Source organism: Salinivibrio kushneri (assembly GCF_027286325.1).
Taxonomy (GTDB): Bacteria; Pseudomonadota; Gammaproteobacteria; order Enterobacterales; family Vibrionaceae; genus Salinivibrio; species Salinivibrio kushneri_A.
This window is the reverse complement of record NZ_CP114588.1, coordinates 45,061-59,333: the sequence shown is the minus strand read 5'-3', so window position 1 is coordinate 59,333 and position 14,273 is coordinate 45,061. Positions and strand designations below refer to the sequence as shown.

Genomic DNA, 14,273 nt, shown 5'->3' with positions numbered 1-14,273 from the left:
GCATCATGAGTGGTCACGGACATCCCACATCGACCCCGTCGCTGTACGCCGCGATTGATTTAGGCTCCAACAGCTTTCATATGCTGGTGGTGCGCCAAGTGGCAGGCAGCGTGCAAACTCTCGCTAAAATTAAGCGAAAAGTTCGCCTTGCAGCAGGCATGGACGACCAACAACAGCTGAGCGACGAAGCCATGCAGCGTGGCTGGGATTGCTTGGCCTTGTTCGCCGAACGTTTGCAAGACTTCAACACGGACAACATCCGTGTTGTCGCCACCGCGGCCCTGCGTCGCGCCAGTAACGCCGAAGCGTTTTTGGCTAAAGCCAACACTCTGCTTGGCCACCCGATTGAAATCATCTCCGGGGAGGAAGAGGCACGCACTATTTACCAAGGGGTCGCGCATACTTCTGGCGGAGCGGGCAAACGCTTGGTGGTCGACATCGGTGGTGCCAGCACCGAACTTATCATTGGTGAGCAGTTTGAGCCGACAGTGCTACAAAGCCTCAACATGGGCTGTGTCACCTTTTTAGAAGACTATTTTGCCGACCGCGTGCTCAATCAATCCGCCTTCGATACTGCGATTGCTGGCGCCAAAGCCGAGTTAGCCCCGCTGATAAAGCAATATCGTGCGCTCGGCTGGGACTGCTGCGTCGGTGCCAGCGGCACCGTGCAAGCTCTGCAAGAGATCATGGTCACTCAGGGCATGGATGAAGTGATCACCCTAGAGAAACTTCACCGTCTGCGCGATCAAGCCATTGCCTGTGGGCAAATGGACGCGCTGGACATCGAAGGCTTGACCTTAGAGCGTGCACTGGTCTTTCCCAGCGGCTTATCGATACTGATCGCCATTTTCGAGTGCTTAAAGGTGACACGCATGACCTTAGCGGGTGGTGCTCTGCGCGAGGGGTTGGTGTATGAAATGATGACCGCGATGCGCCACAGTGATATTCGCGCCCGTACCATCGCCAGCATTCAATCCCGCTATCAGCTGGATGAAGCCCACGGCATCAACGTCGCCGATACCGCTCTCGAGCTCCTCAATCAGTGTCCCGCGTCTTGGGTGCCAGAGCCGGAAGCAAAAAGCTTATTACATGCCGCTGCCTGCGTGCATGAGATTGGCTTAAGCATTGGCTTTAAGCAAGATGGTGATCATGCGGCGTATTTAATCACCCATCTCGATCTGCCCGGCTTCACGCGAGCACAGAAACAGCTGGTTGCGACCTTGTTGCGCTATTATCGAGAGCAACTGGTGTTAATTGATGGCCAGCACGCACTGTCTACCACCAGCGCCAATCGGCTGTTGCGCCTCCTACGCATTGCGGTGATCTTATGCCATCGCCGTGACAGCCGTGTCCGACCGATGATAGCGCTCACCGCCGAGGAGGACGCCCTGACTCTCCACTTGGACACCACATTGCTTGAGACCAGCCCCTTGCTCCGCGCAGAGCTAGAGCAAGAGGCCTTGCGCCAATCAAGCCTAGGGTTGCCCCTGGTGGTGATCACGGATGATACGAGCACCTGACCATACCGATGAATCAAAGAAGCCCGCGTCGTTAACGATGCGGGCTTTTTTATGGTGAGGGATCAGCTGCTACGCGGTGGTGATACCACTGTGACGCAACAAGGCCTCAGGACGTGGTTCACGCCCTCTAAAGCGCTCAAATAAATCTTTCGGCGCTTCACTGCCACCACGGCTGAGAATATGGTTAAGGAAATCTTCACCGGTTTCACGGTTAAAGATCCCCTCTTCTTCAAAGCGCGAGTAAGCATCGCTCGATAGCACTTCTGCCCATTTATAGCTGTAGTAGCCTGCACTGTAGCCACCGGCAAAGATGTGGCCAAATGCGTGAGGGAAGCGGTTCCACTCCGGTGTTGGCACCACAGAGACTTTCTCACGCACCGCGCTGAGGGTATCCATGATCCGTGGGCCCACCTCTGGGTCAAACTCGCTAAACAAGCGGAAGTCGAACAAACTGAACTCGAGTTGGCGTAACATCGCCATCGCCGAGTTAAAGTTTTTCGCCGCGAGCATTTTTTCCAACATATCTTCCGGTAAGGCTTCCCCGGTTTGATAATGCCCCGAGATAAAGCTCAGTGCGTCTTGCTCCCAGCACCAGTTTTCTAAAAACTGGCTTGGTAGCTCAACCGCATCCCAAGGGACACCATTGATCCCCGACACATCCGCCACTTCTACTTTTGTCAGCATGTGGTGAATGCCGTGGCCAAATTCGTGGAACAAAGTGACCACTTCATCATGGGTAAACAGCGCCGGATCATCACCCACTGGCGGATTAAAGTTACAGGTTAGATACGCCACTGGCGTTTGAAGCTCGCCGTTAGCCTTGCGGCGACGGACACGACATTCATCCATCCATGCGCCGCCACGTTTGTTTTCACGCGCGTACAGGTCAAGGTAGAAGCTGCCGCGCAAGGTGCCTTCGCTATCATGAATATCATAAAAGCGCACACTGTCATGCCACGTATCAATGCCTTTGCGCTCAGTAATGGTCATGCCAAACACACGATTCATTACTTCGAACAAGCCGGAAAGCACACGTGCTTCAGGGAAATAAGGACGCAGCACTTCATCAGAAATGGTGTAGCGGGCTTGTTTGAGTTTTTCGCTGTAGTAAGGGATATCCCAAGGCTCGAGCACATCAACGCCGAACTCTTCTTTGGCATAGGCTTTCACTTCTGCAAACTCTCGCTCACCTTGCGGACGCGCTTTATCAACCAGATCGTTCAAAAAGCCCATCACTTGTTCCGTGCTCTCTGCCATTTTCGTGGCCAGTGACAGCTCACTATAGTGATTAAAACCGAGCAAACGTGCTAGCTCATGCTTTAGGCGCAGCGACTCATTCATCAGCTCAGTGTTGTCCCACTGCCCCGCCTGCGGGCCGCGATCAGAGGCGCGTGTAGTAAAGGCTTCATACATTTCCTGGCGCAGTGCTCGGTTATCGCAGTACATCATGACTGGCAGATACGAAGGAATATCCAGCGTAAATAAGTAACCTGATTGCGACTTACTTTCAGCCTGCGCTTTCGCTGCATTGAGCGCCGATTCAGGCAAGCCGGCTAATTCGCTTTCATCGCTAATCAGCTTACTCCAGCCCATGGTGGCATCGAGCACATTGTTGCTAAATGAAGAGGAAAGCTCCGACAAGCGTTTTTGAATTTCACCAAAGCGGTGTTGCTGATCGGCTGGCAGAGCAATCCCGGACAGCTCAAAGTCTTGCAACGCATCGTTAATCGCTTTTTGCTGCGCCACATCGAGAGCGGCAAACTCAGCACTGTCTTTCATCGCTTTGTATGCGTGGTATAAGCCTTTATGCTGACCGCGCCAGGTGGAATACTCCGACAGCAACGCCAGGCAGCTTTCATACGCCTCACGCAATGGCTGATTATTGACCACCGCGTTCATATGGCTTACCGGTGACCAGATGCGGCCAAGACGATCTTCCGCCTCTGTGACCGGCACACTAACAGTATCCCAGCTTGGTTGCTCGGCCGCCGCCGCGGCATCCACTGCTTGACGACACTCGGCAATCGCGGCTTCTACAGCCGGTTTGACATGCTCTGGCTTAATGGCGGAAAACGGAGGTAAATCCTCAAATTGAAGAAGCGGGTTGGACATAGTGCCTTCCTTTTTGCTGATAAGGCGCTCACATTGCGAGCCCCGGGCAGATAAGTAACCTTCTTTATATGCCGTCTCTCTTGACGCTTTTCAATCCCTCCCCGTTTACCGCTGTGTATTGCGAGCGTTACAAAATGATTCTGAGACTGCTGCCTCACTGCCGGTTTGGTATGCTATTGCTCAGTGGGTCAGAGATGGTGGCTTTACAAGCGACGCCAAACACGACAAGCTGACCTCAATATCAAATGCCAGTGGCACCCAGTGCCTATAAGATGGAGAAAGACATGGCGAAGCATTTCGACTACATCTGTATCGGTGGCGGCAGCGGCGGTATTGCCTCAGCCAACCGTGCCGCGATGCACGGTGCTAAAGTCGCCCTTATTGAAGCAAAACACCTTGGCGGCACCTGCGTAAACGTAGGCTGTGTCCCTAAAAAAGTCATGTGGCATGGCGCCCAAGTCGCCGAAGCGCTTAACCTCTATGCATCAGACTACGGCTTTGATGTGGATGTAAAAGGCTTTAATTGGTCAACCTTAGTGGATAACCGTGAAGCCTACATTAGCCGCATTCACAAGGCCTACGACAACGTACTGGGCAAAAACAATATCGATGTCATCCGCGGCTTTGCCCGCTTTGTCGACAACCACACCGTGGAAGTAGATGGCGAGCACTACACGGCCGATCATTTCTTGATCGCGGTAGGCGGCACGCCAACCATTCCAAATATTCCGGGTGCGGAATTAGGGATCGACTCTGACGGCTTCTTTGCCCTCCCCGAGCAGCCTAAGCGTGTGGCTGTGGTGGGCGCCGGTTACATCGCGGTCGAAATCGCCGGTGTCCTGCATGCCTTGGGCTCTGATACCCATTTGTTCGTGCGTAAAGATCGCCCACTGCGCACCTTCGACCCCATGGTGACCGATACCTTGGTCGAAGTGATGGAAAAAGAAGGCCCCACCCTTCACACCCAGCATGTGCCCGTGTCGGTGACGGAAGAAAGCGACGGTAGCCTGACGCTTGCCTTTGAAAACGGTACCACTCACAACACGGACACCCTGATTTGGGCGATTGGTCGTCACCCAACCACGGATAAAATCAACCTCGGCGCCACCGACGTGCAGACCACTGCCGATGGCTACATCAAGGTTGACCCGTATCAGACCACCAGTGTCCCGCACATTCACTGTGTCGGTGATATCATGGATGGCGGGATTGAGCTGACGCCAGTCGCCGTTAAGGCTGGTCGCCTGCTCTCAGAGCGCCTGTTCAATGGCCAGACGCACGCTAAAATGGATTATGATTTGGTCCCCACTGTGGTCTTTAGCCACCCGCCAATCGGCACCATTGGTTTGAGCGAACCAGAGGCACGCGCCAAATACGGTGATGACAATATTAAGGTTTACACGTCAAGCTTTGCGGCCATGTACACCGCCGTCACTCAGCACCGCCAACCCTGCAAAATGAAGCTGGTGTGTGCCGGTGATGAAGAAAAAGTAGTCGGGCTGCACGGTATTGGCTTTACCGTTGACGAAATGATCCAAGGTTTTGCTGTGGCGATGAAGATGGGCGCCACTAAAGCAGACTTTGACAGCGTGGTTGCTATTCACCCTACCGGCTCGGAAGAGTTTGTTACCATGCGCTAAACCGCGCAAGATGGGCTCACATCAAAACGCCGTGTTCAACACGGCGTTTTTTATTGGTCACTGGCGAGCATGATGAGACAGGCGACTAGTGAGTGAGTTGCGCGTAAAATCGCGCGAGACCTTCTTTGATGTCCGCTAACGCAGCAGCGGCCTGGTCGGCGGCCTCTTGTTTTGCCGCTTGCTCGAGCGTCAATGCTTGCTGATGCAGTTCCAGCGCGGCAAGGTTACCCGCACTCCCTTTCATCTTGTGTGCCTCACGTGCCAAAGCAGCATAGTCGGCATTGGCAAGCTGCTTTTCCATGCTTGGCAGTTGTTGTTCACTTTCCTCAACAAATATACTGCAAGCCTCATCGAGAAGCGCTGGGCTATCCATTAGCCGGCTTAAGGCTTCTTCTTTATCCCAAACCGATATGTCGGTTTTTCCTTGATTGACACTCATGATGGACCCTTTGTACTGATAGACCTATGTGCCACGGAGGCGGATTGATGGCTTTGTCGCCACCTTGTTTCTAATCGTTACTAAGCTTAACTGTCTGCGTCTAGCACGTTGCGAACGTGGCTAAACTCAGGCTCAATCATGCTCGCTTTTCCCCCAATTCATAAAAAAGAAGTGAGTGCAGAACATGATGGATATGTTGCCTTGGCTAATCGTTTCTGGCCTGATTGTCTCAGTGATCACCGGACTACTGACCGTACTGATGGTAAAAGGCCTCGACTAAGCCCTTCAAGGCTCCTTAGTTCGCTATGGAGCCTTTATTTTTCCTTCCGTTTTTTGGCTTTCTTTTTTTCGTTCTTGTCTTTGTTGCTCTTCTTGCCTTTCTTGTCGGCTTTTTTCTTCACTTGCTTCTTGGCTTTTTGCGCCTTTTTGTCCCCTTTATCCGCGCCTTTGGCCACCTTCTTGTCGGCGCCATCGATTAACGAAACGGGGCGACATAAATAGGTTTTATCACTGGCGACTCGCGCACACTTGCTGCAGGCCGCTCGCGGTGGCGTAGTAATCGACGCTAGAGCACTTAAGTTGGCCTCAACCTCCCCCCGTCGCCATTTACACAAAGACTTGGCCACTTACGCCTCCGCACTTAACGCTGCGTTAATGTACATGTCAAAACGGTTTTTCTTGGTGGCTATACTAGAGTGTGGTGCCGTTGACGCCAAGGGCTCAGCATAATCTGGGCGCTTAACGACCACACGGCTACGTGCAAGTTGGCGGGCTGGCGATAACAAGGCATCGGCGTCCGTGTCCGCTCCCACCAAAGCCTGAAACACACGCATTTCCTTTTTGACCAAGGCCGCTTTTTTCTTATGCGGATACATGGGGTCTAAATAGACCACATCAGGCCGTTGCAGGCCGGGGGTCTGCGCCATATCGGTGAGTGCTTGCTCACTACTGGCATGCAGCAGAGTCATGCGTGACTGCATCCATGTACCAATCTCACTGTCTTGATAGGCACGCTGTAGCCCATCATCAAGCAACGCGGCGACTACCGGGTGCCGCTCAATCATTTGCACCTGACAACCTAAGGATGCTAATACAAACGCATCACGACCCAAGCCAGCCGTGGCATCCAACACCCGTGGCGTCACGCCTTTATTGAGCCCTACCGCCTTCGCAATCGCCTGCCCTTTGCCTCCACCGAATTTACGTCGATGGCCGACTGCACCGCCAACAAAGTCGACATACACAGCGCCTAGCTTAGGCTCATCCAGTTTGCGCAGTTCAAGGCGCGCCGCCGTCATGATCAACGCAAACGCCGAGTCAGGCGTGTGTGTAAGTGACCACTTGCTTTTTAATCGCTCAAATTGTTCGGATTTTTCAGGGGCGTCGCAAATCAAACTGAGTTGCACATTGGCTCTCCGCGGCTGGTTGTGACCCGAGTATATCAGAGATGGATTTTTTCCTTCATCGTCTCTCGACGCGCAGACCAATTTTTTACCTGCTCCCCCAAGGGCGCGGGGACACTAAAATGATAGCCTTGTGCATAATCCACATCCAATGCGCGCAGTTTATTGAGAATATGGGCGTTCTCGACAAACTCCGCCACGGTTTGCTTACCCATTTGTTTAGCCAGCTCATTGATTGCTTTTACCATCGCGTAATCGGTGTCATCGGTGGCGATATCGCGGATAAATTGACCATCGATTTTAATGATGTCGACCGGCAAGCGCTTCAAGTATCCAAACGATGAAATGCCCGCACCAAAGTCATCCAAGGCAATCACACACCCTAAAGCTTTTAGTTGCGAGAAAAGCTCGATGGCACTGCTCATGTTGGTAATCGCAGCGGTTTCAGTGATCTCCAGGCAGATGCACTCACTAGGCACTTGAGTTTGCTTAATCGCAGCGATTAAGAAGGTGACGAAATCTTTTTGGGTAATCGACCGCCCCGACAGGTTAATCGAGATTTTGCCCAGCTTGGCAATCTGATCCGGGTGGGCATCAAACCACGCCAACGTTTTCGTCACCACCACTGTATCGAGTTGGTGCGCCATATTGTAGCGCTCGGCCGCAGGGATAAACATGCTGGGTGGCAACCAACCGCCTTGGGTATCGCGCATCCGCACCAAGGCCTCTATGTACAACGTATCTTGTCTACCCAACCGGATATCTACGATCTCCTGTGCATAGATATCAAAGCGGTCGTGGGCAATAGCATCATGGATATGACTCACATACGCCATTTCTTGCTCGCGACGTTGCAGCTCTTCATCATCCGGGTGGTAAAGGTGCAGGCGATTACGCCCTTCATCTTTCGCCGCGTAGCAGGCGGTATCCGCTTGCGCATGCACTTGCTGCGGCGAACCAGCGGTGCGATCGAGTAGACGAATACCCAATGAGCACGCTAAGCGCATACGGCTTCCGTGCCAGAAAAACTCACTGTCTGCCAAGATGGAAAGTAACTGATGTCCCCAGCTCACCGCTAGGTCGGCTGGATGGTGATAGGCAATCACCCCAAACTCATCGCCACCAAGACGGGAGAGTACCGCGCCTTGCGGCAGGTGTTGCTGAATAATTTGCGCCACTTGTTTGAGCGCTTCGTCCCCCGCTTCATGCCCCGCGGTGTCATTAATCAGCTTGAATTGATCCATATCGATGTAGTACATCGCATGACACTGATCTTCCTCTCGCGCTTGTAACAGCGCGGCGGCGAGCTTTTGCTCAAAGTAGCTACGATTATATAACCCCGTTAAATAGTCGTGATGGGCTTGATAAGTCAGCTGGCTTTCCATTTCTCGATGCGCGGTGATGTCTTCGCCCACCACCAGCAACTGCGTCTGATTATGCATCGCGCGCACGGTTTCACGAACCCACAAGGTGTGACCATTGCCGGCACGATAAGGTATTTCACGCCGCCACACCTGCTCTTGGTTGTTGTGATCGCGTTTAATCATTCGATGGGGAGGCACTTGATGATCCGCATATAAGGTGGTGATCTTGTGCCCTAGTAACGCTGCTTTGTCATAACCAAACAGATCGGCGGCATATTGATTAAGCGATTGAATACGTGCTTGGTAATCAATGGTTAATAGAATCACAGGTTGCTGTTCATACAGCATGCGGTATTCAATTTCGCTACGCTGTAGTTTCTCCTCGGTTTGTTTACGCTGGGTAATATCACGGGCCTCTAGCAGCACGCGCCGTTGACCGTTTTCGCTAGGAAACCCTTTGACCGCCACGTCCAATATCACCTCACGATGCGCTTCACTGAGGCAAAGCTCAAACCGGCGAGGCTGGGAAAAATCAGTAAGTTTAAGGTGCTCCTCGAGGCGGGCGGGGTTGCGCCAAATCGGCCAAAACCACAAAGGTCGTCCACGGTACGGGAGACTCACACTGATTAGTTGATTAAAACTGGCATTGCCTGAGACCAAGATCCCGTTCTCATCCAACAGCGCAATAAACTGGTTACTTTGATCAAAAATACCTTTAAGCATCGCTCGGTGGCGCTTTAACGCTGACTCACTACGACGTAACTGGCGAATATTGGCACCGAGCATGGCAATCACGCTTCCCAATACCAATACCGCCAATGCCACGGCTTGAAACGCAATTTGGTGCTTTTGCCAAAGCGGCTGAGGTTTGTTAATTACCACTGCGTCTTCGATGTCGCTCACCTCCACGCCCCACTGTTTCAGCGCAGGGTAATCGAATAACGTCAGGTTAGTACTGTCTCGCTCAGGAGGGAGCTTGCCTGCCAGGACATCTAACAGCAATTGACCTTGGTGTTGGCCTTGGGTTTTACCATCGATCACAATGCCACCGATCACTCCCTGACCCAGCATAAAACTCATCGCACCATAAATGGGTACAGGCGAATCTTGGGTAAGAGTATGAATGCCGCTGAGTCTATCGAGAAAGGTACCGTTCGCATCGCGAAAATAGGATAAGTAATACACCGCCTCGCCCGGCTGCATCGCTTGAATACGGTCGCCTAATCCTTGGAATGGAAGGTTGGATAGCCTAACAATCTCAAGGCCTGACTGACCCGCTTTTCTCAGTTGAGCCTTTACCACATTCCAATACTGACGACTGGAAAACGTCTCATCGAGCAGCACATACACCCGCTTTAAATCTGGGTGTAAACGCTTCATGAGTGCCAAGTTGCGCGGGAAGTCTATTTCTTCTTTCACCCCAGTGACCTTGGACAACAAGGGGTAGTGTTGGCGACCAAAGTTATTGAGCCCCGCATAAACGACCGGTGTATCGCCCACGTACTCATGCAATTCATGGATCAACCACAATGCTGCATTGTCGGTGGTCAGAATCGCATCGAAATCATGGTTGGTCAGTTTATGGATATAAACATCTTTAAGCTGTTCGCGATAGGCATCCGATTGGTAGCGTTTACTTTCTAGGTAGGAGTGCTGGAAGGCGATGTCTGCGCCTTGCGTGGCCGTTTCCAGCCCTTCAACCAACGCCTGGTTCCAAAAGAAACCAGGATGATAGGAGTGTACCACCAGCACATCTTTTTGTGCGGCATTGACGCTACTGGCGATGAGCAGTAGTAAGCCACCGAAAACGTATTTGATCCCCACATCCCCTTCCTGTTGGTTTGTTGGTATCTTGCTAAACAACGCGATACTCTACATTAGGCGTTAACGAAGTGGCTAAGCAACCGCGTTAACGAAAAACCTGGCCATGCTATAACTAAAAGACTAAAACAATGAATGAGTTGCCAAAATTGGATGACCTAGATCGTCGTATTCTCTCTACGCTGTTGGATGACGCGCGCGTCCCCTACGCAGAAATGGCAAAGCGCTTTAATGTCAGTCCCGCCACCGTTCACGTGCGCGTTGAGAAAATGAAAGCCGCGGGCATCATCGAAGGCACGGAAATACTGGTCAATACTAAAAAACTCGGCTACGACGTGTGCTGCTTTATCGGCATCAATCTTAAAGCGGCGCGAGATTACCACTCGGCACTAGAAAAACTCAATCAGCTCGATGAAGTGGTTGAAGCCTACTACACCACCGGCGCGTATAACATTTTCGTCAAACTCATGTGTCGTTCTATCGAAGAGTTACAGTTTGTGTTGATTGACAAATTACAAGCCATCGACGAAGTGCAATCCACAGAAACGCTCATCTCACTACAGAACCCCATTAACCGCAATGTGATCCCTTGAGTTTTGTGGGGTCATCCAGGGCAGGCTAAAAAAACGCCCTTGCAAGGGCGTTTTCATAAAGGAAAGCTTAACCGACCGTCTCTTCCGGTCTAGGGGGCAAAGTAGCACCCGCGTCTTCCGCTAACCACTCAGCCACTTGCTTAGCAAAGTAGGTGAGGACCCCATCAGCCCCCGCGCGCTTAAAACACAGTAATGACTCCATCACCGTCTCGCGCTCTTTCAGCCAACCATTATCAATCGCCGCCTTGTGCATGGCATACTCGCCCGATACCTGGTAGGCAAACGTCGGCACTTTAAGCTCATTTTTGACTCGGCGTACGACATCCAAATACGGCATCCCGGGTTTGACCATCACGGTATCCGCCCCTTCAGCAATATCCATCGCCACTTCGTGCAAGGCTTCATCGCTGTTGGCCGGATCCATTTGATAGTTGGCTTTGTTACCGCCTTTCAGGTTCGCCGCCGAGCCTAATGCATCGCGGAACGGACCGTAGTAGTTGGACGCATATTTCGCCGAATAAGCCATAATTTGGGTATTAATATAGCCATTAGCCTCCAATGCTTCGCGAATGCGGCCAATACGCCCATCCATCATGTCCGATGGTGCAACAATATCAACGCCCGCTTCGGCATGAGATAGGGCTTGTTTGATCAGTACCTCGGTGGTGGGCTCGTTCATCACATAGCCATCTTCATCAATGATCCCGTCTTGGCCATGCACTGTGTAAGGGTCTAGCGCCACATCGGTGATCACGCCCATTTGCGGGACATGCTCTTTGAGCAAGCGTACCGCGCGTGGCACTAACCCTTCGGGGTTAAATGCCTCTGAGGCACAGCTGGTTTTAAACTCTTTCGGGATCACCGGAAAAAGCGCAATGGCAGGGACACCCAACTTGGCAAGGTAATCCGCTTCATGGAGCAATAAATCAATCGAGAGTCGCTCAATACCCGGCATGGATGCCACTGGCTCACGACGATTCTTACCCATCAACACGAAGATCGGGTAAATCAAATCGCTTGCGGATAATGCATGTTCGGCCACCATACGGCGGCTAAAGTCGGTTTTGCGTGTACGACGCAGGCGTCGAGCAGGAAAGGCGCCTTGAATGGATACGGTCACTGTATCCTCCTTTATGTTGCAGACCTGGGCTTTGGGGCAGCGAACTGCCTCGTGTAGTGTTCACCCAGTCACTGAATCGAAAAGCAGCGCTGAGTGTTTTTTATTGTGCAATCAATAATATGTTCGACAGGCTGCTGGCGCAATCGTGCCACCGTTTGCGCAATATGTGGCAAGTATTTCGGCTCATTACGACTGCGCTTAGGACGAGGGCGCAGGTCACGTGGCTGCAAATACGGCGCATCGGTTTCTATCATCAACCTGTCATCAGGCAACCAGCTTACCTGTTGTTGAAGCTGTTGTCCGCGGCGCTCGTCGCACAGCCAACCTGTTACGCCAATATACAAACCAGCATCGAGGCATTCTCGCAACGCGCGATCATCACCGGTAAAACAGTGCAGTACCGCCGCGGGTAGCCTGTCTAACCAAGGGCGGAGAATAGCCATCCAACGGTCATGGGCGTCTCGGCAATGCATAAACACCGGCATCGACAGCTCAGCCGCTAGCGCAAGCTGCGCCTCAAACACTGCTTCTTGTTGCGGCCGCGGCGAAAAATCGCGATTGAAATCAAGCCCACACTCACCGATCGCCACCACCTCTGGGCGCTGAGCTAATTGCTGAATAGCGCTTAAATCTGTCGCCTCGACCGATTTGGCATCGTGCGGGTGAACACCCGCCGTGGCATAGGCAAAACCAGGATAAGACGTCGCTAGCGCGGCCGCCGCTTGGCTTTCATCGATACTGGTACCGGTCAGAATCATGCCCGTGACGCCCGCCTGTTTGGCATCAGCCACCACAGTGTCTCTGTCTTGATCAAACCGTGTACTGGTCAGGTTGACACCAATATCGATCATTCACTGGCCTCCTCGGGTTCTGATTTTTCACGTGGGACGTAAAAACGCGACAGCACCACGCCTAGCTCGAACAGCAAGCACATGGGAATGGCCAGCAAGGTTTGTGAAATCATATCCGGTGGCGTTAGCATCATCCCCACCACAAACGCGGCCACCACCACATAGGGCCGCTTGCGGGTTAAGCTTTTTGCCGTGGTCGCGCCGGTCCAAACCAGCAGTATAATCGCGATGGGGATCTCAAAGGCAATCCCAAAGGCGAGAAAGAGCGCCAAGATAAAGTCGAGATAACTGGCAATATCCGTTGCTACTTGCACCCCTTCTGGCGCAATCGAGGTGAAAAAGCCAAATACCAAAGGAAGCACAACCCAGTACGCAAACGCCACGCCCGCGTAAAACAGCAATGAGCTCGAAACTAAAAGCGGCATGACCAACCGCTGCTCGTGCTTATAGAGGCCGGGGGCAACGAACGCCCAGATTTGATACAGCACCACAGGGATGGCGACGAATACCGATATCACTAGCGTGAGCTTAATCGGGGTAAAAAAGGGTGAGGCCACATCGGTGGCGATCATGCTCGCCCCTTCGGGTAGTTTGTCGATCAGCGGCTGCGCAATCAGACTGTAGATGTCATTGGCAAAATACACTAAGCAGGCAAACACCACCAAAATGGCGATGATTGCGCGAAGCAGGCGGTTGCGCAGCTCCATCAAGTGGCTGATAAGGGGCTGAGTATCATTTACAGACATAGTGGTTTGTTCACAGAAAACATAAAGCGTCGGGCTCGTTATCGCTTATCCGTTGATGGCGCATCGTCACCGTCATCTTGGTGATGAGAAGAAGGCGATGCTGCATAAGGGCGTTGTACATCCGCCGCGCGTTGACGTAGGGTCTCGACCGACTCTTGCAGCTCAGGCGACAAATCTTTCATCCCCGCTTGTTCGGCCTTATGTAAGTTGTCCTGAAGCTCTTTGAGCTTGAGCTCTTGCTCAAGCTCATCACGGACAGAGCCTGCCATCCGTTTCGCCGCCCCCACCCAGCGCGACACATTGCGTATCGCGACCGGTAATCGCTCTGGGCCAAGCACCACGAGGCCAATAATGGCAATCAGCACTAGCTCCCAGAAACCAATATCAAACACGGCTTACACCTGCTCTTTATCTTTGCGTGCTTGCTCTTTTTTCGACGCGTCGTTGTCACTACTATCTAACGACTGCTGCTGAAAATCCGCATCTTTGTCAGTGGCTTTGGTTTCATCATCGTTCATTGCTTTTTTAAAGCCTTTGACCGCTGAGCCAAGATCGCCACCCATATTGCGTAGCTTCTTGGTGCCAAATAACAACACCACAATCACCGCAATAATCAGCAACTGCCAAATACTAATTCCACCCATACCGGTTCCCTTTCTTCCGT

General features: G+C 52.3%; 13 protein-coding genes. 3 read left to right on the top strand and 10 right to left on the bottom strand.

All coding sequences use genetic code 11. The annotated features are described in order from the left end of the window. The first annotated feature begins 5 nt into the window (after positions 1 to 5). Complete coding sequence (gppA, locus tag N8M53_RS00275; protein ID WP_269579083.1) at positions 6 to 1,520, top strand: guanosine-5'-triphosphate,3'-diphosphate diphosphatase; 1,515 nt, start codon at positions 6 to 8, stop codon at positions 1,518 to 1,520. 69 nt (positions 1,521 to 1,589) lie between these two features. Here the strand turns inward: gppA and prlC are convergent, their stop codons facing one another. Next, a complete protein-coding gene (gene prlC, locus N8M53_RS00270; RefSeq protein WP_269579082.1) occupies positions 1,590 to 3,632 on the bottom strand; it encodes an oligopeptidase A in 2,043 nt (680 codons plus the stop codon). A 284-nt stretch (positions 3,633 to 3,916) separates the two neighbouring features. On the opposite strand from prlC, the gene gorA reads away from it, so the two are divergent. Then, positions 3,917 to 5,272 (top strand): glutathione-disulfide reductase, encoded by a 1,356-nt coding sequence (gorA, locus tag N8M53_RS00265; RefSeq protein ID WP_269579081.1) that lies wholly within the window; start codon positions 3,917 to 3,919, stop codon positions 5,270 to 5,272. A gap of 85 nt (positions 5,273 to 5,357) precedes the next feature. On the opposite strand, the gene N8M53_RS00260 is transcribed toward gorA, so the two are convergent. The 4 genes from N8M53_RS00260 to N8M53_RS00245 form a co-directional block, all read right to left on the bottom strand. Next, positions 5,358 to 5,711, bottom strand: a complete 354-nt coding sequence (locus tag N8M53_RS00260) for an Hpt domain-containing protein (RefSeq protein WP_269579080.1) — start codon at positions 5,709 to 5,711, stop codon at positions 5,358 to 5,360. A 314-nt stretch (positions 5,712 to 6,025) separates the two neighbouring features. Then, positions 6,026 to 6,337 (bottom strand): hypothetical protein, encoded by a 312-nt coding sequence (locus N8M53_RS00255; protein WP_269579079.1) that lies wholly within the window; start codon positions 6,335 to 6,337, stop codon positions 6,026 to 6,028. Then, positions 6,338 to 7,117, bottom strand: a complete 780-nt coding sequence (locus N8M53_RS00250) for a class I SAM-dependent methyltransferase (protein WP_269579078.1) — start codon at positions 7,115 to 7,117, stop codon at positions 6,338 to 6,340. A 35-nt stretch (positions 7,118 to 7,152) separates the two neighbouring features. Then, positions 7,153 to 10,302: an ABC transporter substrate binding protein gene (locus tag N8M53_RS00245; protein WP_269579077.1), complete on the bottom strand. Its 3,150-nt coding sequence runs from the start codon at positions 10,300 to 10,302 to the stop codon at positions 7,153 to 7,155. A gap of 128 nt (positions 10,303 to 10,430) precedes the next feature. Here N8M53_RS00245 and asnC point away from each other — a divergent pair, with 128 nt between their 5' ends. Further along, positions 10,431 to 10,892: a transcriptional regulator AsnC gene (gene asnC, locus N8M53_RS00240; RefSeq protein ID WP_021022202.1), complete on the top strand. Its 462-nt coding sequence runs from the start codon at positions 10,431 to 10,433 to the stop codon at positions 10,890 to 10,892. A gap of 67 nt (positions 10,893 to 10,959) precedes the next feature. On the opposite strand, the gene hemB is transcribed toward asnC, so the two are convergent. From hemB to tatA, 5 genes are all read right to left on the bottom strand, one after another. After that, positions 10,960 to 12,012 (bottom strand): porphobilinogen synthase, encoded by a 1,053-nt coding sequence (gene hemB, locus N8M53_RS00235; RefSeq protein ID WP_269579076.1) that lies wholly within the window; start codon positions 12,010 to 12,012, stop codon positions 10,960 to 10,962. A 68-nt stretch (positions 12,013 to 12,080) separates the two neighbouring features. Continuing rightward, the gene (locus N8M53_RS00230) at positions 12,081 to 12,863 is read right to left on the bottom strand and encodes a TatD family hydrolase (protein ID WP_269579075.1); all 783 of its coding nucleotides are present in this window, start codon (positions 12,861 to 12,863) and stop codon (positions 12,081 to 12,083) included. Further along, positions 12,860 to 13,609, bottom strand: coding sequence for a twin-arginine translocase subunit TatC (gene tatC / locus N8M53_RS00225; protein WP_269579074.1), 750 nt, complete (start codon positions 13,607 to 13,609; stop codon positions 12,860 to 12,862). The genes N8M53_RS00230 and tatC overlap by 4 nt, the downstream gene beginning before the upstream one ends. Positions 13,610 to 13,647: 38 nt before the next feature. Next, positions 13,648 to 14,001 (bottom strand): Sec-independent protein translocase protein TatB, encoded by a 354-nt coding sequence (tatB, locus tag N8M53_RS00220; RefSeq protein ID WP_269579073.1) that lies wholly within the window; start codon positions 13,999 to 14,001, stop codon positions 13,648 to 13,650. Between the two features lie 3 nt (positions 14,002 to 14,004). After that, positions 14,005 to 14,253 carry a Sec-independent protein translocase subunit TatA gene (tatA, locus tag N8M53_RS00215; protein WP_269579072.1) on the bottom strand — a complete coding sequence of 83 codons (249 nt, stop codon included), beginning with the start codon at positions 14,251 to 14,253 and terminating at the stop codon, positions 14,005 to 14,007. Between the last annotated feature and the right edge of the window lie 20 nt (positions 14,254 to 14,273).

Bases quoted from the DNA above. Each gene is read 5' to 3' on its own strand.
- gppA (WP_269579083.1), top strand. From the start codon at position 6: ATGAGTGGTCACGGACATCCCACATCGACCCCGTCGCTGTACGCCGCG.
- prlC (WP_269579082.1), bottom strand. From the start codon at position 3,632: ATGTCCAACCCGCTTCTTCAATTTGAGGATTTACCTCCGTTTTCCGCC.
- gorA (WP_269579081.1), top strand. From the start codon at position 3,917: ATGGCGAAGCATTTCGACTACATCTGTATCGGTGGCGGCAGCGGCGGT.
- N8M53_RS00260 (WP_269579080.1), bottom strand. From the start codon at position 5,711: ATGAGTGTCAATCAAGGAAAAACCGACATATCGGTTTGGGATAAAGAA.
- asnC (WP_021022202.1), top strand. From the start codon at position 10,431: ATGAATGAGTTGCCAAAATTGGATGACCTAGATCGTCGTATTCTCTCT.
- N8M53_RS00230 (WP_269579075.1), bottom strand. From the start codon at position 12,863: ATGATCGATATTGGTGTCAACCTGACCAGTACACGGTTTGATCAAGAC.
- tatC (WP_269579074.1), bottom strand. From the start codon at position 13,609: ATGTCTGTAAATGATACTCAGCCCCTTATCAGCCACTTGATGGAGCTG.
- tatA (WP_269579072.1), bottom strand. From the start codon at position 14,253: ATGGGTGGAATTAGTATTTGGCAGTTGCTGATTATTGCGGTGATTGTG.